The 21,487-nt window shown below is 67.7% G+C and carries 24 protein-coding genes; 4 read left to right on the top strand and 20 right to left on the bottom strand.

Annotation, left to right across the window (positions count from 1 at the left end):
- Nucleotides 1–16 precede the first annotated feature (16 nt).
- Complete coding sequence (locus NL1_RS11350; RefSeq protein ID WP_067837690.1) at nucleotides 17–619, bottom strand: TetR/AcrR family transcriptional regulator; 603 nt, start codon at nucleotides 617–619, stop codon at nucleotides 17–19.
- A 254-nt stretch (nucleotides 620–873) separates the two neighbouring features.
- Between NL1_RS11350 and NL1_RS11345 the strand changes: the two genes are divergently transcribed.
- Nucleotides 874–1,527 (top strand): HAD family hydrolase, encoded by a 654-nt coding sequence (locus NL1_RS11345; protein WP_067837622.1) that lies wholly within the window; start codon nucleotides 874–876, stop codon nucleotides 1,525–1,527.
- A gap of 187 nt (nucleotides 1,528–1,714) precedes the next feature.
- Here the strand turns inward: NL1_RS11345 and NL1_RS11340 are convergent, their stop codons facing one another.
- From NL1_RS11340 to NL1_RS11285, 12 genes are all read right to left on the bottom strand, one after another.
- On the bottom strand, nucleotides 1,715–2,716 hold the full coding sequence (locus tag NL1_RS11340) for an NADP-dependent oxidoreductase (RefSeq protein ID WP_067837619.1): 1,002 nt from the start codon (nucleotides 2,714–2,716) through the stop codon (nucleotides 1,715–1,717).
- Nucleotides 2,717–2,813: 97 nt separating this feature from the next.
- Nucleotides 2,814–3,137 carry a putative quinol monooxygenase gene (locus NL1_RS11335; RefSeq protein ID WP_067837617.1) on the bottom strand — a complete coding sequence of 108 codons (324 nt, stop codon included), beginning with the start codon at nucleotides 3,135–3,137 and terminating at the stop codon, nucleotides 2,814–2,816.
- Nucleotides 3,138–3,181: 44 nt separating this feature from the next.
- Nucleotides 3,182–4,405 (bottom strand): acyl-CoA dehydrogenase family protein, encoded by a 1,224-nt coding sequence (locus tag NL1_RS11330; RefSeq protein WP_067837614.1) that lies wholly within the window; start codon nucleotides 4,403–4,405, stop codon nucleotides 3,182–3,184.
- 157 nt (nucleotides 4,406–4,562) lie between these two features.
- The gene (gene curA / locus NL1_RS11325; protein ID WP_067837611.1) at nucleotides 4,563–5,579 is read right to left on the bottom strand and encodes an NADPH-dependent curcumin/dihydrocurcumin reductase; all 1,017 of its coding nucleotides are present in this window, start codon (nucleotides 5,577–5,579) and stop codon (nucleotides 4,563–4,565) included.
- Between the two features lie 43 nt (nucleotides 5,580–5,622).
- Nucleotides 5,623–6,660: a phosphotransferase family protein gene (locus NL1_RS11320; RefSeq protein WP_067837606.1), complete on the bottom strand. Its 1,038-nt coding sequence runs from the start codon at nucleotides 6,658–6,660 to the stop codon at nucleotides 5,623–5,625.
- The gene (locus NL1_RS11315; protein ID WP_067837604.1) at nucleotides 6,660–7,112 is read right to left on the bottom strand and encodes a MaoC family dehydratase; all 453 of its coding nucleotides are present in this window, start codon (nucleotides 7,110–7,112) and stop codon (nucleotides 6,660–6,662) included. The genes NL1_RS11320 and NL1_RS11315 overlap by 1 nt, the downstream gene beginning before the upstream one ends.
- A gap of 20 nt (nucleotides 7,113–7,132) precedes the next feature.
- Nucleotides 7,133–7,894, bottom strand: a complete 762-nt coding sequence (gene fabG / locus NL1_RS11310; protein WP_067837601.1) for a 3-oxoacyl-ACP reductase FabG — start codon at nucleotides 7,892–7,894, stop codon at nucleotides 7,133–7,135.
- 56 nt (nucleotides 7,895–7,950) lie between these two features.
- Nucleotides 7,951–8,934, bottom strand: coding sequence for an NADPH:quinone oxidoreductase family protein (locus NL1_RS11305; protein WP_067837686.1), 984 nt, complete (start codon nucleotides 8,932–8,934; stop codon nucleotides 7,951–7,953).
- 10 nt (nucleotides 8,935–8,944) lie between these two features.
- The gene (locus NL1_RS11300; RefSeq protein WP_067837685.1) at nucleotides 8,945–9,697 is read right to left on the bottom strand and encodes an SDR family oxidoreductase; all 753 of its coding nucleotides are present in this window, start codon (nucleotides 9,695–9,697) and stop codon (nucleotides 8,945–8,947) included.
- Between the two features lie 272 nt (nucleotides 9,698–9,969).
- The gene (locus NL1_RS11295) at nucleotides 9,970–10,650 is read right to left on the bottom strand and encodes a TetR/AcrR family transcriptional regulator (protein WP_067837598.1); all 681 of its coding nucleotides are present in this window, start codon (nucleotides 10,648–10,650) and stop codon (nucleotides 9,970–9,972) included.
- A gap of 113 nt (nucleotides 10,651–10,763) precedes the next feature.
- Complete coding sequence (locus NL1_RS11290; RefSeq protein WP_067837681.1) at nucleotides 10,764–11,582, bottom strand: SDR family oxidoreductase; 819 nt, start codon at nucleotides 11,580–11,582, stop codon at nucleotides 10,764–10,766.
- Nucleotides 11,583–11,761: 179 nt separating this feature from the next.
- Nucleotides 11,762–12,400, bottom strand: a complete 639-nt coding sequence (locus NL1_RS11285; RefSeq protein WP_245673186.1) for a TetR/AcrR family transcriptional regulator — start codon at nucleotides 12,398–12,400, stop codon at nucleotides 11,762–11,764.
- Nucleotides 12,401–12,604: 204 nt separating this feature from the next.
- Here NL1_RS11285 and NL1_RS11280 point away from each other — a divergent pair, with 204 nt between their 5' ends.
- Nucleotides 12,605–14,116, top strand: coding sequence for an AMP-binding protein (locus NL1_RS11280; RefSeq protein WP_067837596.1), 1,512 nt, complete (start codon nucleotides 12,605–12,607; stop codon nucleotides 14,114–14,116).
- A gap of 42 nt (nucleotides 14,117–14,158) precedes the next feature.
- Here the strand turns inward: NL1_RS11280 and NL1_RS11275 are convergent, their stop codons facing one another.
- The 7 genes from NL1_RS11275 to NL1_RS11250 all read right to left on the bottom strand — a co-directional run bounded on the left by NL1_RS11275 (nucleotide 14,159) and on the right by NL1_RS11250 (nucleotide 20,289).
- Complete coding sequence (locus NL1_RS11275; protein ID WP_067837592.1) at nucleotides 14,159–15,436, bottom strand: NAD(P)/FAD-dependent oxidoreductase; 1,278 nt, start codon at nucleotides 15,434–15,436, stop codon at nucleotides 14,159–14,161.
- A 567-nt stretch (nucleotides 15,437–16,003) separates the two neighbouring features.
- Complete coding sequence (locus tag NL1_RS40395; RefSeq protein ID WP_422615830.1) at nucleotides 16,004–16,249, bottom strand: FDXHR family putative zinc-binding protein; 246 nt, start codon at nucleotides 16,247–16,249, stop codon at nucleotides 16,004–16,006.
- 279 nt (nucleotides 16,250–16,528) lie between these two features.
- A complete protein-coding gene (locus NL1_RS11270; RefSeq protein WP_067837590.1) occupies nucleotides 16,529–17,365 on the bottom strand; it encodes a TIGR03619 family F420-dependent LLM class oxidoreductase in 837 nt (278 codons plus the stop codon).
- Between the two features lie 120 nt (nucleotides 17,366–17,485).
- Nucleotides 17,486–17,956 carry a DUF4760 domain-containing protein gene (locus tag NL1_RS11265; protein WP_067837588.1) on the bottom strand — a complete coding sequence of 157 codons (471 nt, stop codon included), beginning with the start codon at nucleotides 17,954–17,956 and terminating at the stop codon, nucleotides 17,486–17,488.
- 199 nt (nucleotides 17,957–18,155) lie between these two features.
- Complete coding sequence (locus NL1_RS11260; RefSeq protein WP_067837586.1) at nucleotides 18,156–18,737, bottom strand: YdcF family protein; 582 nt, start codon at nucleotides 18,735–18,737, stop codon at nucleotides 18,156–18,158.
- Nucleotides 18,738–18,926: 189 nt separating this feature from the next.
- Entirely contained in the window at nucleotides 18,927–19,265 is a 339-nt protein-coding gene (locus tag NL1_RS11255) for a histone-like nucleoid-structuring protein Lsr2 (RefSeq protein ID WP_067837677.1), read from the bottom strand.
- Between the two features lie 214 nt (nucleotides 19,266–19,479).
- A complete protein-coding gene (locus tag NL1_RS11250) occupies nucleotides 19,480–20,289 on the bottom strand; it encodes an IclR family transcriptional regulator (RefSeq protein WP_067837585.1) in 810 nt (269 codons plus the stop codon).
- Between the two features lie 207 nt (nucleotides 20,290–20,496).
- Here NL1_RS11250 and NL1_RS11245 point away from each other — a divergent pair, with 207 nt between their 5' ends.
- Together NL1_RS11245 and NL1_RS11240 are read left to right on the top strand one after the other, a co-directional pair.
- Nucleotides 20,497–20,979, top strand: coding sequence for a hypothetical protein (locus NL1_RS11245; protein ID WP_067837578.1), 483 nt, complete (start codon nucleotides 20,497–20,499; stop codon nucleotides 20,977–20,979).
- Nucleotides 20,980–21,085: 106 nt separating this feature from the next.
- On the top strand, nucleotides 21,086–21,487 hold the full coding sequence (locus NL1_RS11240) for a hypothetical protein (protein WP_156094802.1): 402 nt from the start codon (nucleotides 21,086–21,088) through the stop codon (nucleotides 21,485–21,487).

Genomic DNA, 21,487 nt, shown 5'->3' with positions numbered 1-21,487 from the left:
CCACCGCCGCGACAGGTCAGGCGCTCCGCGCGCCCACGATCCGCAGGGCGAGGTCGACGTAGTAGTCGCCGATCTCCTCGGGTGCCCACGGTCCGTCCTCCCGATACCACCGTGCGAGGTCGATGCCGAGCGAGAGCAGCGCGATCGCCGCCATACGCGGATTCGGGTTGTCGAAGTCACCCGCCGCGACGCCGCGCTCGATCAGGCTCCGCACCTCGCTGTCGATGACGCGCCGGATCTCCTTGATCTCGCGCTGGTGTTCCGGGCTGAGCGCGGTCAGCTCGTAGTTGATGACCCTCGCCACGGTGTGCGCGCGTGCGTGATGGATCGCGAATTCACGGATCACCGCGATCAACTGGTCGACCGGATCGTTCGCGGAGGCGATGGCCGCCCGGACCCTGTCCAGGATGTCCTGATGACCGATCCGCGAGACCTGGTAGAGCAACTCCTCCTTGGAACGGTGATGAACGTAGATGGCCGCGGTGCTGAGGCCCGCGATCGAGGTGATATCGCGGGTCGTCGAGCCGTGGAAGCCACGCTCCGCGAAGGCGGCAACGGCGGCATCCAACAGCCGTGCTCGCGTCTCGTCCGCGCGCGAGCGGTCTTCTGATCCGGTCACCGGCACAGTCTCCCATCCATCCGTCCAATGCCAGCGGACCGGTACCGCTCGCCGGGTCACGCCGCCGAACAAAACGCCCGCTCACGGGCCGCAGTCAACATTGAACATGAACTCATATTCAACTAAGCTCGGTGCGAGAAACGACACTCGACCTGCCGGACACTCGCACCCGGCGCGCGGCTGCGCCTCGGCAGCCGCGCGCACTCGACACCGTGACGCCTCGTCCGGCAACACCGAGCGGAAAGGGAATCCCCATGACCACCCCGCAACCGGCCCCGACCGAGCACCGTGTCCAGGCGACCGCCGTTCTGTTCGACTTCGGGGGTGTGCTGACCTCCAGCGTCCTCGGCGCGTTCGAAGCGCTCGGCGAGTCGCTCGGCTGCGACCCCCGCTTACCGCTGCGCCTGTTCGGCGACGACGCGGAGGCGCGGGCGCTACTGGTCGCGCACGAGGAGGGCCGGATCGGCGAGAGCGAGTTCGAACAGGGATTCGCCGCGCGCCTGCGCGCGCACGGTGTCGAGGTAGACGGGGACGGCCTCGTTCGCCGTATCCAGTCCAGCCTGCGCGCCGACTCCGCCATGATCGCGCTGGTGGCCGAAGTCAGAGACGCCGGGTTCCGCGTCGGGCTGCTGTCGAACTCACTCGGCGACGACTGCTACGCCGGATTCGATCTCGCTTCGATGTTCGACGCCGTCACCATCTCCGGCGAGATCGGAGTGCGCAAGCCCGCGCGGCGCGCATACGACATCGCCTGCGCCCGTCTGGATGTCGAGCCCGGAGCGACCGTGATGGTGGACGACCTGCCGCAGAACATCGTCGCGGCCGAGCGCGCGGGGCTCACCGGCGTCCTGCACCGCGACGCGGCGGGCACCACCGAATCGCTGTGGGCCGCGCTCGGACGGTCGTGAGCCCAGCGATCCACGGATCCCTGCTCGGAAGCACCTGCCGGAGAACAGGAAAGGAACACGGCGGCGAGCCGACCGCCCGGCTCTCGCGCTGCCGACCATCGTCGCGGCGCGGGAGCCGGACCTCCGACCGTGGCCGCACACATGTCGGGGCCCCGCGCGGTGTCGCACCGGGCCCCGAGCGTCGAGTTCAGAGCGCCAGCACGAGCTTTCCGACATTCGCACCGGTGAACAGCATGTTCAGCGTTTCGCCGAACCGTCCGATACCGCCCTCGACGACGTGCTCACGGCTCTTCAGCGTCCCGTCGGCCAGCCATTGCGAGATCTCTGCGATGGCCTCGCCGTAGCGGTCGGCATAGTCGAAGACCACGAATCCGGTCATGGACGCGCGAAACACCAACAGCGACATGTAGCGCGACGGCCCTGTCGACAGCGTCTCGTCGTTGTAGGCGGAGATCGCCCCGCACAGCACGACACGGGCGCCACGGCGGAGATTGGCGAGCGCGGCGTCGAGAATGTCGCCGCCCACATTGTCGAAATAGATGTCGATCCCCTTGGGGGCCACTTCGCGCAACCGCCGCAGCACGTCCTCGTTCCGATAGTCGACGGCCGCGTCGAAACCGAGTTCCTCAGTGAGCCAGCGGCACTTCTCCGCTCCACCGGCGATGCCGATCACGGTGGCGCCCTTGGCTTTCGCGATCTGCCCCACCACGCTGCCGACGGCTCCGGCCGCGGCCGACACGACGACGGTCTCCCCCGCGCTGAGCTTCCCGACCTCGAGCAGACCGAAATAGGCCGTCATGCCGGGCATTCCGAGCGCGCCGAGCCACGTGGGGCCCGGCGCGACGCTGGAGTCGACCTTCTGGACGCCGTTCCCGTCGCTGATCGCGAATTCGGTGACCCCGAACGTTCCGCTGACGGTGTCGCCGACGGCGAAGTCCGGGTGCGTCGATTCGACGACCGTGGCGATGTCCAGCGACCGCATCACCTCGCCGATCCCGACCGGCGGCACGTACGAGCGAACGTCGTTGAGCCAGCCGCGCATCGCGGGATCGAGGGAGATGAAGTCGACCTTGACCAGAATCTGTCCCGCGGAGAGCGCGGGGAGTTCCTCGGTCGTCACGTTCCAGGTGTCGGCGTCGGTCAATCCGGACGGGCGCTGCGCGAGCCGCACCTGCTGTGTTTTCGTCATGAGATCTCTTCTCGTTCGTACCGCCGTGCCGCGAGCTGCCCCGTGGCACGGCGTCCCACGCTGTCGAGCCGGTCCGCCCGACCAGCGAGTCCTGATATCAGAGCGCTCCCAGTTCGGGATCGCCCGCGGGCAACGGCTCGAAGACCGACACCTCGGGCGCACCGGCGAGTGCCTCGCCCAAGGCCGCGCCGACCTGACGCAGCGCCGCACCTTGCCCGTGGGCGCGCAGCGCTTCCTTCGAAGCCCATTTCTCGATCATCACGAAACGACCGGGTTCTCCGGCCTTTCGGTGCAGTGCGTACAGCAGACAGCCCGGCTCGGCGTGCACGGCGGATGCCGCCGCGCGCAGGGTCGTCTCCACCAGCTCTTCCTGGCCCGGCTTCGCGACCATGGTCGCCACCACCACGCAGGGTTCGGCCATCGGTTCCTCCTCTGGGAGTGGGTTGTGTCGGTACTTCCGTCCGGTTACGGTCGCTTGCCCCACGCGGGGTCGCGGCGGCGCAGCTCCATCTGGGCGATCGTGCGCTTGTGCACCTCGTCCGGCCCGTCCGCCAGGCGCAACGTCCGCAGGTGCGCGTACATGCTCGCCAGCGGGAAATCGTCGGAGACGCCGCCACCGCCGTGCACCTGAATGGCCCGGTCGACCACCTTCAGCGCGACCTGGGGCGCGGCCACCTTGATCGCGGCGATCTCGACGCGCGCGTTGCGGTTTCCGACGGTGTCCATCAGATGGGCGGCTTTGAGCGTCAGCAACCGCGCCATCTCGATCTCGATGCGGGACTCGGCGATCCAATCCTGGATATTGGCGCGGTCGGCCACCGGCGCGCCGAACGTCGTCCGCGCCTGCGCCCGATCGATCATCAGGTCCAGCGCCCGCTCGGCCATGCCGATCGCGCGCATGCAGTGGTGGATCCGCCCCGGCCCGAGGCGGGCCTGGCCGATCATGAACCCGTCGCCCTCACCGGCGAGCAGCGCGGTGCGCGGCACCCGGACGTTCTCGAACACCACCTCCGCGTGCCCTTCCCGGTCCTGATACCCGAAGACGGCCAGGTTGCGCAGGACCGTCACACCCGGGGTGTCGATCGGGACGACCATCATGCTCTGCTGACGATGCACGGGCGCGTCCGGATCCGTCTTGCCCATGACGATGAGGACCTTGCAGTTCTTGTGCAAGGCGTTGGAGGTCCACCACTTCCGGCCGTTGAGAATGTACTCGTCGCCGTCGGGCTGCATGCGCAGCTCGATATTGGTGGCATCGGAACTGGCGACCGCGGGCTCGGTCATCGCGAACGCCGAAGCGATCTCGCCGTCCAGCAGGGGCTGCAGCCAGTCCTGCTTGTGCTCGGGCGTGCCGAACAGCGTCAGCACTTCCATGTTCCCGGTGTCGGGGGCGTTGCAGTTGGTGGCTTCCGGCGCCAAATGCGCACTGCGGCCCATGATCTCGGCGAGCGGTGCGTATTCCAGGTTGGTCAGGCCGGGGCCCCACTCCGAGTGCGGGTGGAACAGATTCCACAGGCCGCGCTTGCGCGCCTCGGTCTTGAGTTCCTCGATGATCGGCGGGTGGAAATGCGGATCACCGGACTCCGTCATCTGCGCGTGGTAGATCGACTCCGCGGGATAGACGTGCTCGTCCATGAAGGCGAGCAAGTCCTCCTGGTATCGGCGCGCTCGCTCCGAGAACTCGAACATGGCAACTCCTCGTCCTGACTGTTGGCTTCCTTCGCACCGTACTTGAATTCGACATCGGGTTCAACTTTGCCGCGACGGTGCGGCCTCGGCACACACACGAACGGTGCCGTGACGGGTCACGTCACGGCACCGTTCGCGATCGGATCGCCCGGCGGACTCAATCGCCGACCCGGACGAGCACCTTGCCGAAATTGCGCCCGGACAGCATGGCGCGGAAGGCCTCTGGCGCGTTCTCGAGCCCGGCCACGACGTCCTCCCGGTATCGGACCGAGCCGTCGCCGATCCACCCCGGCATGTCACGCAGGAAGTCCGCGTGCCGAGTGGGGATGAACTCGTCCTGGATGAAACCGCGCACCGTCAGGCTCAACGTCAGGATCTGCCGCATGAATCCCGGCAGCCGGTCGGGGCCCGCGGGTAGCCCGGTGGCGTTGTAGAGCGAAACGAGGCCGCACACCGGTATCCGCGCGAAGCGATTCAGCAGGGGCGTGACGGCGTCGGCTACCCGTCCCCCGACGTTCTCGAAATAGACGTCGATGCCATCCGGAACCGCCTCGGCCAGTCGTTCCTCGAAGTCGGGCGCGCGGTGGTCGACCGCCGCGTCGAAGCCGAATTCGTCGAGCAGGGCGCGGCACTTGTCCGGCCCGCCCGCGATGCCCACGGCGCGGGCGCCTTTGATTCGGGCGATCTGTCCGACGGCCGAGCCGACCGGCCCGGTGGCGGCCGCGACCACGACGGTCTCACCGGGCTGCGGGCGGCCGATTTCGAGCAGCCCGCCATAGGCGGTGAACCCGGGCATACCGAGCACGCCGAGCGCGGTCGAGATCGGCGCGGCCTCCGGATCCAGCTTCCGTACGTGGCGGGCGTCGGCGACCGCATGGGTCTGCCAGCCCGAGAACGACAGCACCACGTCACCGGGAGCCAGCGAATCCGCTCGGGACTCGACCACCTCGCAGACCGTGCCGCCGACCATCACACTGCCCAATTCCACGGGCGCGGCGTAGGACTTGGCCGCGCTCATCCTGCCCCGCATATACGGATCCAGCGACAGGTAGCGGACACGCAGCAGCACTTGGCCATCGCCGAGTTCCGGCAGCTCGACCGTGGCGACGGCGAAGTCGGTGTCCTTGGGCTCGCCCTCGGGCCGGGCGGCGAGCCGGATCTGTGTCGATTCCATGATTCAGACCTCTCTCAGCCGTAGATCGTGAGAACCGTGTCGGTCATCGATTGTTCTCCTGGAGGGCTGCGATTCCGGTGCGCAGGAGCGGTTCGACCCCGGCTCCCACACTGTCGAACCCGGATCCCACGGTTTGTCCGTGCAGGTAGCGGTAGTGGATACCCTCGAGGATCGCCACGAGTTTGAACGCGGCGAGCCCCAGGTAGAAGCCGAAATGCGCGAGGTCGCGGCCGCTGCGTTCGGCGTACCGGTCGAGCAGTTCGGATTCGGTGAGGAATCCGGGCGCTAACGCCACATCGCCGACGCCGGTGACACCGAGTTCTCCGAGGCGCTGGTACAGCAGCAGGAGCGCCACGTCGGTGAGCGGATCACCCACGGTGGCCATCTCCCAATCGATGACGGCGACCACCCGATCGGAGGAGTCCACCAGGACGTTGTCGAGCCGGTAGTCGCCGTGGACTATTCCATCCGGAGACTGTGGGGGCTGGTGGGCCGCGAGCCTTTCGTACAGCTCGTGCGCACCCGGCAGGTCCCGGGAGTAGGAAGCGTCCAATTGCTTCTTCCAGCGGTGCACCTGTCGCGCGAGGAATCCGCTCGGGCGTCCGAAATCCGCGAGACCGACCTCCGCGGGATCGACGGTGTGGAGGTCGGCCAGGGCATCGACCATTCCGGCCGAGATGGTTCGCGTGCGGTCCGCGCCGACCGCCGTGAGTTCGGCCGCCGTGCGGTAGGGAGTCCCGATCACCCGCTCCATCAGATAGAAAGGCGCTCCGAGGATTTCGGGATCCTCGCACAGTGCGTAGGTGGCGGGAACGGGGACGTCGGTATCGGCCAGCGCGGTCATGACCCGGTATTCCCTGGACATGTCGTGCGCGGTCGCCAGCACGTGACCGAGCGGGGGCCGCCGCACGATCCATGCCGAGCTGCCGTCGCTGATCTCGTAGGTCAGATTGGATCTCCCGCCGGCGATCAGGCGGGCGGTGAGCGGCCCGGCGAGCAGATCCGGCCTGGTATCGGCGAGCCATGCCGCCAGGCGGTCCAGGTCGAGGCCGGGCAGATCCTTACCGTCTCGACTGTTCATCAAGGCACCAGCACCGCAACGGTCTCGGCCACGCACGCGGGCTTGGCGGCGCCATCGATGTCGACGGTGACTCGGCTGACCGCCTGGAATCCCAGGCTCGCCGGCGCGAGCGAGAGCAACTCGACGCCCGCGCGCAGCCGCGACCCCACGGGAACCGGGGCGGGGAACCTGACCTTGTTGGCGCCGTAGTTGACGCCCATCGACAGGCCATCGACGCGGTAGATCTGCTGGGTCAGCATCGGAATCAGTGCGAGGGTGAGGAACCCGTGGGCGACGGTCGTGCCGAACGGTCCCGTCGCCGCTTTCACCGGATCCACGTGAATCCACTGGTGATCGCCCGTCGCGTCGGCGAATCGGTCGATCTGATCCTGGGTCACCGTGTGCCAGTCGCTGTATCCGAGGTGAGTTCCGATGGCCTTCTCCATGTCGGCCAAGCCCTGGAATATCTTCATCGGTCGCTGTTCCTTCCGTCCTAGTCCCGAGGTCCGCCGGCCACGTAGACGACCTGGCCGGACACGAATCCCGCGCCCTCGCTGGCCAGGAACGACACGGTGTGCGCGATGTCCTCGGGCGTTCCAGCGCGAGCGACCGGGATCTGTGCGATAACCACCTTCTTGAAATCCTCGAAGGACACGCCCATGCGTTCGGCCGTGGCCGCGGTCATGTCCGTCTCGATGAATCCTGGCGCAACAGCGTTGGCGGTGACACCGAACTTGCCGAGTTCGAGCGCGAGAGTCTTGGTGAAGCCCTGGAGACCGGCCTTGGCAGCGGCGTAGTTGGCCTGGCCGCGGTTGCCGAGCGCCGAGGTGCTGGAGAGGCTGACGATGCGCCCCCACCCCTCGTCGAGCATGTGGCGCTGCACCGCGCGGGTGCACAGAAACGCGCCGCGCAGGTGCACGTCCATGACGGCGTCCCAATCGTCGGCGGTCATCTTGAACAGCAGGTTGTCGCGCAGGATGCCCGCGTTGTTGACGAGCACCGTCGGCGGACCGAGTTCGGCGACGACGCGCTCCACAGCCGCGGTCACCGCGGCTTCGTCGGCCACATCCGCGCCGACCGCGAGTCCGCGGCCGCCTGCGGCTTCGATGTCCTCGACCACCGGCTTGGCCGCGGCCTCGTCCAGATCGAGTACCGCTACCGCCATACCGTCCGCGGCGAGCCGTCGCGCGACGGCGGCCCCGATGCCGCGCGCCGCGCCGGTGACGACGGCGATGCGCGGAGTCCCGTTGCTCATGGTGTTCTCCTCTGTGGTGTGTGTTCGATGGCTGCCCGCGCGAGCGGTCGCGCCGCTCATGGTGCGTAGACGACCCGGCCGACGGTCTTGCCGTCGGCGAGGCGCTGCACACCCTCGGCAATGCCCTCCAGCGACAGGCGTTCGCTGACCAGGGGCTTGACCGCGCCCTCCCCGGCGAGCCTGGTCAACGTGCGATGGCATTCGGCGACCGCCGCCGGTTCGTACGCGTTGTACAGACCCCAGTGCAGGCCGACGATCGAATAGTTCTTGACCAGCGCATGATTCAGTGCGGCCTTTTGGATGTCCCCACCGGCGAATCCCACGACCAGGATCCGGCCTTCGAAGGCGATGCACTTCGTCGACCGCGCATAGACGTCGCCGCCGACGGGGTCGTAGACGACGTCGGCGCCCCGGTTGTTCGTCACGTCCTTGACGACCTCGACGAAATCCTGTGTGCGCCGGTCGATCACGATGTCGGCGCCCAGTTTCGCAGCGTAGGCCGCCTTCTCGGGACCGCCGACGACCCCGATCACCCTGGCGCCCGCGGCCTTGCCGAGCTGGATGGCGGCGCTGCCCACGCCACCGGCCGCGGCGTGCACGAGCAAGGTCTCCCCCGCTTTCAGACCGGCGCGGCGATGCAATCCGAACCATCCGGTCTGGTATCCGATGTACAGCGCGGCCGCTTCGGCGTCGTCCAGCGCGGGCGGTGCGGGAAACGTCTGCGCGGCGTCCATCAGGGCGAATTCCGCGAAACCGCCGTGCGGCAATGCGGTTCCGCCGATCACGCGATCGCCGATCGCGATCCCGGCTACGTCGGCGCCCACGGCAACGACCTCGCCGCACACTTCGACGCCCGGCGTGAACGGCAGCGGCGGGCGCACCTGGTACAGCCCGCGACACATCAGCACGTCGGGAAAGTTCGCCGCGGCGCCGGTGACGCGCACGAGGACCTGTCGCGGACCTGGCTCGGGCCGCGCCACGGTGTCGAGCCGCAGCACCGTGCCCGGCTCCCCGAGATCGTGGACCCGCCACGCCTTCATGTCCGTCACCTCAGACACCGCCGGTGAGGGTGATACCGCCGTCGACGACGAGCAGCTGCCCGGTGAGCCAGGCGGCGTCCTCGGAGAGCAGGAAGGCGACGACGCTGCCGATGTCCTCGGGCACGCCGAGCCGCTTGAGCGGGTAGGCCGCGGCGACCTCATCCTCGCGGCCCTCGTAGAGGGCGCTGGCGAACTTGGTCTTCACGACGGCAGGGGCGACGGCGTTGACCCGCAGGTCCGGGCCGAGTTCGACGGCGAGTTCCTGGGTGATGTGGGTCAGCATCGCCTTGCTGGAGCCATAGAAACCGATGCCGGGCGCGGGCTTCAGCCCGGCCACCGAGGAGACGTTCACGATCGCGCCGCCGTGCGCCTTCATCCATCCCTGGTACGCCTGCTGGACCCACGAGAGCGCGGCGAGGCAGTTGACCTCGACGATCTTGCGGGCGGCCTCCAACGGCAACTCCACCATCGGACCGAAGACCGGGTTGATGCCGGTGTTGTTGACGAGGAGATCCGCGCTGCCGAAGGTGTCGATCGCCCGCTCGACGGTCTCGGCCTGGTGGGCGACATCGTCGGATCGCCCGGCGACGGCCAGCGCTCGGTCCGGACCGCCCAGCGTCTCGACGGCCTCGTCGAGAGTCTTCTGATTGCGGGCGGTGATGACGACCTTCGCGCCCTCGTCGACCAGACGCTGGGCGATGCCGAGGCCGATGCCACGGCTGGCGCCGGTCACGATGGCGGTCTTGCCTTCGAATCTGTTCACGTGTCGGTCCTTTCGGTTGTTGCCTGTGTTCACGCCGCAGGGATGACCGACGACGGCTTCGGGCATGGGGCCCAACCTCCCCGCGGGAACTTACTAAGCGCTTATTTTCTCCCGCCACCTTGCGGGAAGGGTGCCGCCGCGTCAATACCGGCCACCCCGAAAACCGCCTGTGACATGCCTCACCCCCCGAACGAAAGTCCAGGTCACGTCATGGAAATCAATACGATCTCGAACTCGGATTCAGATTCGGCCGGTGTCGGGCGTGATTGCGCTCAGTCGGCCGCGGGCCCGATCCGCAGCGCGTTCACCCACAAACGAGTGGCGGTCTGCACCAGCTCGTCGATGCCCGCCCCCTCCCCCAGGACGAACGCGTAGTACGCCATCCGGCCCACCATGCCCGACAGCGCTCGCGCCGCCTGGTGCGGATCGAGCTCGGGATCCGCCAGCCCCCGCTCCTGCAGCTCCACGATCGACCGGGCATTGCGCTCCCAGAAGGCGCGACTGCGCCGTCGGCGGACCTCACGAAACTTCGGATCGATGGCGGCCACCTGATCGAGGATGCCCATCAGCTTCGCGTTGCGTTGGTACGCCTCGAAGTAGGCCCGATTGCTCGCTTCGACGACCGCCGCGGGGGACGCCTCGTCCGGCTCGAGCCGAGGCATGCCGGGATGCAGCATCTCGTCCCGAGCGAGGTCGAGGACCGCCTGCAGGATCTCCTCCTTGCCGGCGAAATAGGTGTAGAAGGACCCGGTCGAGCACTTCGCTTCGGAGGCGATGTCGGACAACCTCGCGTCGAGGTAGCCGTCGCGTTCGAAGACCGCCCGCGCCGCGGCGACGAGCGCGGCGCGCGTTCGCGCACCGCGCGCCGTGATCGGCAGCTCACGCAGAACCGACGTGTCGGCAAGCGCGGGGATGTCCCCGGCCGCGACGTCACCTCTGGTGGTCCTGGCCATCACTGCCCTCGCTTTCGCCGCTCGCCCCCTCGCGCACCCAGGTCGAACGCTAATCGAACCTGATTTCATCCTCAAGTTTCACGACCGGGACAACCACCCGCCCGGTCGCCGATTCACTCCGCGGTCTGCAACAGCACGGCCTGGTAGCGGCGCATGCCGCCCAGCCACCTGTCGTAGTCCGCCCCTTTGCCGCGGTACATGTCGAGCACCTCCGGATGCGGCAAGATCAGGAAACGCTCCTCGTCGATGGCGTCCAGCACGACCGTCGCGACCGCATCCGGGCTCAACACCGCGCCTGCGGAGGTGACCGCCCTGGTCGCCGCCGCACCGAGCGCGTCTCCCGACTCGGCGCCCGCGCGCAGCAGCTTCGTCTCGACACCCATCGGACACAGGCAGCTCACCCGAACCCCGCTGTCGCCGTACGTGACCGACAGCCACTCGGCGAACCCGACCGCCGCGTGCTTGGTCACCGCGTACGCGGCCGAACCGATCTGAGTCAGCAGCCCCGCGGCCGAGGCGGTGCTGACGAAGTACCCCTCGCCCCGTTCGAGCCAGCCGGGGACCAGCAGCCGGGCCGCCCGCACGTGCGCAGTGAGATTCACATCGATCGCGGTATCCCAGCCCGCGTCGTCGCCGAGCCCGACCGGCCCGCCGACGCCCGCGTTCGCGAAGTACAGATCGACCGGGCCGAACTCGTCCTCCGCGCGCGCGATCAACCCGCCGATCTGCGCCGCATCGGACACGTCGGCCCCGACGGCCACCGCCGAGCCGGGGGCATCCGCCGGGATGGACCGAACGAGGGACTCTGCCGCGTCGGCGTCCAGATCGGCGATCACGACCCGCGCACCCTCGCGCACCAAGCGCTCCGCGATCGCGCCGCCGATTCCGCCGGCGCCTCCTGTGACAATTGCCGTTCTTCCAGCGACCTTCACGAATATCTCCTTCCGAGATTCCCCGGGGAGCGATTCCCGGGTGACCACGCCGGGCCGAGCATCCAACAAACTTGAATCCCACGTCAAATTCAAGTTCGAGGACGCGTGGCCGGCGACGGGGAAGGAGGCTGGGACGCGGTCCTGGTATCCGCGAGGAAGCAGAGCTCCGAAAGCGCGAATCAGTCCGAGTCGAGCTGCAAAGCGTTGACCCACAGCTGCGTCAAGGTGGTGACGAGCTTCTCGAACGCGATGCGCTGATTCTGAACGAAGACCAGATAGGCCATGCGGCTGACCATCACCGACAAGGCGTGCGCGGTGATCATGGGATCGAGGTCCGCGCTGGCCCGGCCGGATTCCTGCAGCTCGCTGATCATCTTCGCGTTGCGCTGCGCGAAGGCCTTGCCGCGTTCGATGCGCAGCCTGCGGAAGTCCTCGTTGATCAGGGAAACCTCCTCGAACACCGCCATCAGGCGCGCGTTGCGCTTGTAGGAGCGGAGGTATTCCCGGTTGGCCGCCTCGATGAGCTCGCGCGGGTCGGTGACACCCGTGCGCTCGCGAACGTGCGGGTGCAGCATCTCTTCCTGCACCTGCTCGACCACCGCGGCGAAGATTTCTTCCTTGCTGTCGAAATAGGTGTAGAACGATCCCGCCGCCGTCCCCGCGGCCTTCGAGATATCGGAGATCTTGGCGTCGAGATACCCGTCGCGCTCGAATACCTCGCGCGCCGCGCCGATCAACGCGGTGCGCGTGCGTTCGCCGCGCTTCGTGCGCGGGACGCCTTTCCGAGGCTCGGCCTCGCTCACAACGGGATCGGACACCAACGCTGGCTACTCACTATCGGTCGACGGGACGGTTGTCGCATTCACGGTATCACCGCGCCGACGGTGCTCGGCGCACCACGGGAATGCCCGCGACGAAGGCCGATGCGCCCGCAACATGATTGAAGTTGACACCAGATTCAGTTAAGGTGCCATCCTGACGTGATCCCCGTCACACGCTTTCCATACCTGTCTGGATGTGCCATGACCAATGTCGCCGACCGTTTCTGGCAGCACGCCTCCGAACGCCCCGAAGCCACGGCGCTGCGCATCGGGGACGAGCGCATCACCTATCGTGACCTCGCGCAGCGCAGCGCCGCGTTCGGCGGACGGATCGCCGAATCCGGTGTGGGAGCGGGTGATCGCGTGCTACTCGTCGCGCCGTCTGTCCCGGAGTTCGTCATCGCGTATCTCGGCGCCCATCTTCTCGGCGCCGTTGCCATTCCGGTCAACACCATGGCGACCGCACCCGAAATCGGCTATGTGCTCGATGATTCCGGTGCCCGGCTCGTCCTCGCCTGGCACGGGGCGCAGGCCGCGGCACAACAGGCTGCGGCCGAGCGCGACATCCCGCTGCTCGTGCTCGAACCCGGCGCGCACGCCGAGACGACGCGGGCGGTCGCCGAACCGGTCCGGCGCAGCGCCGACGACACCGCGGTCCTGCTGTACACCTCGGGGACCACGGGCAAGCCGAAGGGCGTCGAACTCACCGTCGCGAATCTCATCGAGACCGCACGGATCTTCATCGACCAGCTGCGGCTCACACCGGAGGAACGGTTCGGCACCGGGTTGCCGCTGTTCCACGTGTACGGCCAAGCGGTATGCCTGATCACGGCGCTGCACGCGGGATGCTCGTTCTCGATGGTGTCCCCGTTCGAACCGCGCGCAATGATCGAGACGATCAGAGACCACCGCCTCACCGTGGTCGCCGGGGTACCCACGATGTGGAATGCCATGCTGCACACCGCCGGTGACTACGGGCCGCGGGACTTCGCCGTCCTGCGCTTGGCGGCGTCCGGCGGAGCATCACTGCCCGCGGAGGTCATCCACACGTTCTCGGATCGGTTCGGCTGCACCATTCTCGAGGGTTACGGTCTCACCGAATCCACCGGCGCCGCGACCTACAACGCGGTGGATCGTGAGCAGCGGGTCGGATCGGTGGGAGTCGCGCTGCCCGGCACCTCGATCGAGGTCCGCGATCCGGAGGGCAATGTCCTGCCCGCGGACACCGTCGGTGAGCTCTTCCTCCGTGGACCCAGCATCATGAAGGGTTACTGGAACCGCCCCGATGCCACCGCCGCCGAACTGTCCTGCGGATGGCTGAAGACCGGCGACCTGGGACGCATCGACGCCGACGGCTACGTCTATATCGTCGACCGCGCGAAGGACCTCATCATCCGCGGTGGATACAACGTCTACCCGCGCGAAGTCGAAGAGGTGCTCTACCAGCACCCCGACATCGTCGAAGTCGCCGTCGTCGGCATCCCGGACGATCACTACGGCGAGGAAGTGGGTGCTGTCGTCGCCGCCGCGCCCGGAGCGCGGCTCGATCCGCAGGAGCTGCGAACCTGGGCGAAGCAACGCCTGTCCGCCTACAAGGTTCCGCACCGTTTCGCCTTCGTCGACCAGCTACCCAAGGGCGCTACGGGCAAGATCCTCAAACGCGCGCTCGATGCCACCGTGTTCACCGCCGCGACAGACAAGGCCTCCCGGTGACGCTCGTACCCACCGTGACCGGAACCATCGACACGCGAGCGGTCATAACGCCACCGCAAGCCGGGATCGGGATACCCGAGGCAAGCGTCGGCGGAATCGGTCGGCGCGAAACGGCGCAAGGACCGGCGGACGGGCGCCGTCGAGGATGTAGCCGGTCAGCGCTTCGGCGGCGGGCGCGGCCAAGGTCATGCCGAGCATGGACAGCCCCGTGGTGAGGTAGGTGCCGGGGTGGCCGGGCAGGCGGTCGATGATCGGCAGCCCGTCGGGTGTCACCGGTCGTTGCCCGCTCCACGGGTGTCGCCGATCGGTCCAGTCGATGTCGTCGAGCATGACCGCCGCGTTCCGGGCGAGCGGTTCCAGGCGCCGGTCGCTGAGCCGCGCCGCGGGCCCGAAGTCCATGCCTCCCGCGATGCGCAGGCGGCCGCCGATCGGCGCGCAGGCGATGTGAGCGTCCAACAGCAGTATCGACCGCCGCACCGCGGTACGCACGGGGACGTCGAAGCTGTAGCCGCGCCCGCCGATGACCGGGTATCGCTTGCCGATCAGCGCGGTGCTCGCACCGGTCGCGACGATCACCACATCGGCGTAGCGACGCCCGCCGCCGGTCTCGACTCCGGCCCGCGGACCGGGCGCGGTCAATCCCGTCACTAGGTGGCCTTCCTCGATGCGCACCCCTGTCGTCCGCAGGTATGCAGCCAGCGCGGCGACGAAGGCGCCCGGGTCGATCTGCACGTGATCGTGGAGTTCCATGCCGTAGCGCACTCGCTCGGACAGCGCGGGTTCCAGCGCGCGCAGCGCGGCCGCGTCCAGGATGGTGCGGGACAGGGTGAACCCCGCGGCGCGGAAGGGTTCACGGACACGGAGAAAGGCCTCGACGGCGCGGACGTCGCGCGCCACGGCCAGCAAACCGGTGTCGTTGCGGGTGAAGTCGACGCCGTCGGCGGCGAGCTGATCCAGCAGCGGGAAGCAGCGTGTGCCGAGTTCGGCAAGGGCCAGCGTGCCGTCACGGTAGCGGTGAGCGGTGGCGTGGCGCGCGAAGGACGCGAGCCAGGGCAGCAGACGTGGGTAGTCCCGGACCGCGATACGCATGGCCGCATCGGCAGAGCGCAGGTGCCGCAACCCATCCCGCAGCAACCCGGGTTCGGGCAGCGGTCCGGTCTGGAGAGGGTCGACCCACCCGGCGTTGCCGTGCGAAGCCCCGGCACCGACGTGCTCGGCCTCCACAACGGTGACGTCGACTCCGCGCCGCGCCAGGTGATAGGCGACGCTGAGCCCGGCGATCCCGGCGCCGACGACCAGTGCGGTGCGCGGTGTGTTCACGGGCGCACCGGCTATTCGGCGGAGTGCGCGGCACGCGGCCGGTGGCTCTCCGGCGGCGGTGATTGGTCGAGAAGCAAGGGTTTTCCTTTCAGTGGACCCAGGCGCCTGCAAGTTGTGATCAGCGGTGCGGCGGTCGACCGCACAGGCTCTCGCGTCACCGGTCGATCAGCGCGGCGGAGGCGGTGCTTCCGCGCGGCATGCCCGCGACTTTCGAGCCGAGATGGACGATCGGGTGATACATGATCCGCCGTGCTGGACTGGTATAGCCGAGGACGAGCAGGAAGTCCAGATCCTCCGGGGCCCGGCGTGCCGGTGGCTGCCTCGGCCGAACGCCGGGTCGGTCTCGGACGAGGACGAAGAGACCCGTCAGCGCTTCGGTGATCGCTCACCCGCGTGGTGAGAGCTGTTCGATGGCAGCCTGATTCGCGTGTCAGGCGTCCAAAGTGCCGGTGTCACGCGCTGATCGAACCCTTGCTCATGCTGCCGCGGCCCCCGGATGGACCGAGCGTCGGTGGCGATCCAGGCCGAGTCGGTCCGGCGGGGGAACGACAGCTGCGCAGGCGGCGGTCAGTGCTTATCCGGCAATCCCCAGCAGGGGTACTCACGTCCGGCGTCGACGAGGCCGATACTCTGCGGCGTCCGACAGACAACGTGCGGTCTGTGTCGATAGTCCACGACCAAATGCATGGTCGCGGCCTGCTCTCCGGTGAATGTCTGATGGCACTGGGCGCAATGGCACACATTGTGTGCACTCAACGGCCACCAGCACTCGCACCCCCGGCATTTCACCGTCTCCGGCGACTTCGTCCTCATCCTCACTCACCCACTCGCACAGCCGCGCCGCGGGCGGCCATCATCACGGCCGTACCCGCGTCGCGCTGCGTCACACCTTATGTCTTCGATCGCCGAATGGGGTCCCCGGGAAGAGGGCAACCACGGACGATCAATCCAGCGGTAGCGTCGTCATCCCGGTCGCTCGGCTCGGCGACCTCGGACGGTAGCGTACGCGTTGCACGCGATCCGTGGCGGATTCGGTTGCCCGGTACGCGATCTGGAGGGCCGGTTGTCTCTCGGACTGGTTCACCGGCGGCGTCATGGGTGCTGATTCCTTTCGGTGATCGCGCGCAACGCGGCCAGTTGATCGCAGTAGTGTGCAGCGGAGGTCGCCCGGATGGCGCAGGTCACAGCGGTGGCTCCGGCGTCATGGAGCCGGTGCAGGACGCGCTCGGCGGTGTGGGGATCGCCCAGCGGGTCGAGCGGGCGGCCGGTGCCGAGCACGATGTCGAGTCCCGCGGGCAACTCGACATCGCCGAGCATGGTCTCGATCTGCTCGGCGCTCAGGCCGAACGGCATCCAGCCGTCACCCAGTTCGACCGCCCGGCGCAACGACCGCCGCGTCCGGCCGCCGACCCAGAGCGGTACGTGATCCCTTGTCGCGGAAGGCGACACGATCATGCCGTCGACTTCCGGACGACCCCAGACCGCGCGCAACTCGCGCATCCGCGCGTCGGTGACCGCACCGCGGTCCTCCCACGGCGCTCCGAGCAGTTCGAACTCTTCGCGCAACGAGCCGACGCCGACGCCGAGCACGACACGGCCTCGGCTGAGCCGGTCGAGGGTGCCGTAGCGCTTCGCGATCTCCAGCGGACGGTGATACGGGAGCACGATCACCGAGGTGACCAGGCGGATGCTTCGTGAGCGGGCGGCCAGGAAGGACAACGTCGCCAGCGGATCCCAGTAGGTGCCGCCGCGCGTCGCCGCGGCGTCGACCGGTACGGCCACGTGCTCGGAGCAGGTGATGTGGTCGAAACCGAGTTCGTCCGCGCACGACACCACCTCGCCGAGCTCGTCCGGTCCCGCCGCGGCTTCCCATGCCGAGGCCATCCCGGGGACCGCGGTGACTACAGGAGCCGACAAGCCGATGCGCATGGCAGAAGTTATACCGGCGCGCCGATCCGCTGCACGAAACCGCGGAGCCTGCCGGGCGCCCGGCGTCGAAGACCGGTCGGTGGGCAACCTGCTATGGGTGGAGGCGTGCCAGCGCGGCGCCTAGCGTGATTGGCGCCGTCCGTGCAGTTCGGTCGCTCGTCCGGCGAGCCATGCGAAGTCGTCCCACAGCTCGGGCGCGCCCCGATCCGACCGATACTTCTCGACCAGTGGCCGCACGACGCTCCAGCACGTACGGAGCGAATCACCCCAGGAGTCGGCGACGACGTCGGTGGGGATGAATCCGTTGCGGCACATGATGCCCACACAGTCGTAGCTGTGGCACACCCGTTCGGCGCGCAGGATTTCGCCCTCGGTCCAGGTGTCGAGGTCGCGAATGCGCAGTTCCCTCATGACGAAACGACGATCCTGGCGTATCTCCTCCGCCTGCAGCATGTCGTACACCGCCTTGAAGGCGTTGGCGTACGTCGTCTTCCGCATCTCGGTCACCTGCCACACCACCAGTGATGCGGCAACGAGGGCGATCAATGCCGTCGCCACACCAGCAGCGGCAGCGACCCCCGCCGAGTCCATTCCACACCTCGCATGATCGATAACAGAGCTTGTGAAGCACCTTAACGAACCGCGAATTCATCCGGAGCACGACATCCCTGAAGACTCCTGCCCGACAATCACTTTCGCATGCGGGTAGCCGAATGCGGCCGCAGCGCTTCATGCTTGCGAGCACCACCGGTCGTTTGGATGTCCGGCCGGGTGGATTACGCTCCGCGCATCACGGGTGGTGGCGGTCCTTTAGGAGACCGTAGAGGGCGAAGGCTGGTTTCAGTGGCATCCAGTCGCCGAATCGGTAGTCGGCTCCCCGGACCAGGTGGGTGGCCAAATCGGGGCACTGCTGCGCGAGATAGTGGCGGGCCTTTGCGGCGTGGGAGGGCAGTGAGACGATCTTGATCCGGTCCACGTCTTTCAGGTATGGGATCGCGAAAGCGATATTCTCCCAGGTGGTTCGGCTCAGATCCTCCAGAACGAGCTCGCCGCGGTACCCGCAGGTTTGGATGGCGTAGCGGGCCATCAGCGACGCCTCGGTGCGCGGTCCCGCGCATGCGCCTCCGCACAGCACGAGCCTGCTCTCGACCGCGTCCGGGTCGATCGATCGCAGACCCGCGCGCACGCGCCATCGGTTCATGGCGTTGGCGCGGGTACCGGCGTTGCGATATCCGAGCACCACGACGGCCTCGGTGGTACCGGGCACGGACCCCACGAGCCTGCGGGAGGCACGCCAGTTCTCCCACTCGCCCCACAGCAGCAGCAGCGCGAGACCGGTGCCGGTGGTCGTCAGCCAGGTCCGTTTCCGCACAGGTCCAGCCAAGCACACGCGTCAAGCTCGGCGACTCGATCGAGCCGGTTTCGCCGACCGTCGACTCGTCCCGCCCGCACGGTCTCGGGTGCGAATTCCCACGTCAGAGCCCTGCGGTTCGTCAAGACAGCCGAGGCTCGGTGCCGATCTCCCCGCCGGGAGATCAGCACCGTGCGCCGAGCTCGACGATTACGAGGCGGCCTTCTCGTACGCCGCGACGACATCGGACGGCACCCGTCCGCGGCTGGGGACCGCGAAGCCGTTCGCCCGCGCCCACTGACGAACCACGCCCGCCTCGGGCCCGCGCGCACCCGCCGGCGCTATGAGCGTGCTCCGCCGACGTCCCGTTTTGCCGACCTGCCTCCCGAACGACGTCCACTGGGCGAACACCTCCCGCAAGCGCGCCGCGTTCTCCTCCGACAAGTCGATCTCGTAGCCGACTCCGTCGACACCGAACGAGACGGTCTCCACCGCGGGTGAGGATCCGTCGTAATCATCGATCACCGTGACAACCACTTTGCGTGCCATCGACATCCACTCCCAACTCATCGAATCGACCGACCGTCCCCTGCAGAACCGGAGAGCAATGCGATCCAGAAAGCGCGAAACCGCCGCTTTTCTGGGACTCTCCATCCAGACGCAGGATGGTACGCGCGTTCGGCCCGACTACAGAATCGATGTCCACTCCTACACTTTCGGAGACCGATGAGTTTCGGTATGCGGACAAACAACGGCGGGCGGCCTACGCGATGTAGTTCGTGATCTCCCGCGCCGCACCGAGTAGCGGCTCTCGCAGCGCTCGAATCCGTTCGGGAGGGAGCCTGTCGTTGATCGCCGAGATGGTAATCGCCATATAGGGCCTGCGCGTGCGGGAAGGTACCGGCGCCGCCATCCCCGTCACTCCGGACAGCACCGTGTCGGTGTCGAAGCACCATCCGTGTTGCCGAACATCGATGATCTGCCGCCGGACCGAGGAGAGGCGCGCGGCGAAGTTCGACACGTCGAATCCCAGTCTCTTGCGGCGCGGTTCGTTGGCGCGCAGCTGCGCTTCGACGTCCTCGGGAGCGTGCCATGCCAGGAGTGCGATCCCGGCATAGGTGACACCCAGCGGCACCGTCTCGCCCACATCGACGACTCGTGCGCGAATCGGATACGACCCTTCGGCGCGAAGCAGGTAGTGCAGTCCACCCAGCTGGCGAATGGCGACGTAGACCGTATCGCCGGTGCTGTCGGCGAGCCGCTGCGCGCATCTCTCGATGCCCCCGTAGTCGCCGATGGGCGAGGGAGCACTCAGCCCGAGCGCATAGAGGGCGGGCCCCAGGCGGTACTTCTTCGCACGCTGCTCGATGTACCCGATCTCGATCAGTTCCTGCAAGATCCTGTGCACGGTGGGTCGGGTCAAGCCAGTCGCCTGTGTCACGTCGATCAACCGAGCTCCCCAAGAGCCGTGCAGCGCGACCGCCTCCAGGATCGCCGCGGACCGGTTCAGCACACTCGTCCTCGACGCGTCGCCGAGGGGCTCCCCCGGCCCCGATTCTTCGAATTCCACCACGCGCAGACCCTATCAAAAGTCCATTGAGCGGACTATTTCAAAAAATATGCACTATGCCATAGAACCGAGGTTGACAGCGGATGGAACCGCGACTGATGATGTGTTCGGCGCACATGCGGGGCATATCTCCAGCAACACGACGCCGATGACGGACTCGAGAAAGTCCATTCAATGAACTTTTTTGCTCCAGCGCGGAGGAGAACACCGGTGAGCAGATATCTATCCGAAGTGCCCTACACGTCGGGCAGCGATGATCGCGCCACTCGCACGATCAAGGTGTTCATCGCCCTGAGCTTCTTCGGAGAATTCAACTTCCTGCTCCTCGGCCTGGTCCTGTTCCCCGATCACGGCACGCTGTTGTGGCGGGTGGTCTGGACACTCGGCCTGTGCGGCATCGGGATGGGGGCGGCGGTCGGCGGACTCACCTACCTCGTCACCGCCGGGCAGCGCCCGGGAAGCCCGGCGGGGTTCGCGTTCACCGCGGCATGCGGCGCGCTGGCATTGAGTGTGTGCCAAACCCTGTGCTGGGCTCTGGATCACAATGTCGGACTGAACTATTGGGGATCCGTCGACAATCCCGCGCTCTTCCTCGTGAAGGGCTACGCGTCGGCGCTGGCGGGCGGAGTGCTCGGCGGCTATCTGCTCAACTCCCGGCGCGGCGCCCGGCTGCTCGACCTCGCGAGAGCCTGAGATCGCGATGACGGGCGCGTCCACCGAGGATTTCCGAACCACACTCGCCCCAGCGGTCATTGCCGCCGCCCTCACGCTGATCGCTTGGCACAGTGCGCTTCTGGGAATGGCCGACAGCGCTGCGGTGAAAGCGCTGGCGGCGGGTTGGTTCCTCCTCGGGTGGGGTTTCGCACCCGGCGCGCTCACCGTGCTGACAGCGCACTCGGCGCTGGGACGTCTGCCCCGGGTGTGGGCCGTCCCAGCGACAACCGTGGTGAGCCTGCTGCTCACCACGGGCGTGTGCTACGTCGTCTACGCCTACCTGACCGATCCCGCATTCATGAACGCCGCCATGGGCGCACCCGCGCACGGCGGGTCCGGCGCAGGCGCCGCGGGCCACGCGGGTCACGCCGCCGCGTCCCCTTCCCCGCCCCGATTCGAGGTCGTGGCGACCCCGACCCTGTGCGTCATCGCCCTGTCTGTCGCGGGGCTTTTCACCTCTGGACAACGGAAGTCCGCGACACCGTAG

The sequence above is a fragment of the Nocardia lijiangensis NBRC 108240 genome (assembly GCF_001613045.1).
Lineage (GTDB): Bacteria > Actinomycetota > Actinomycetes > Mycobacteriales > Mycobacteriaceae > Nocardia > Nocardia lijiangensis.
This window is presented reverse-complemented; position numbering and strand designations above follow the sequence as displayed.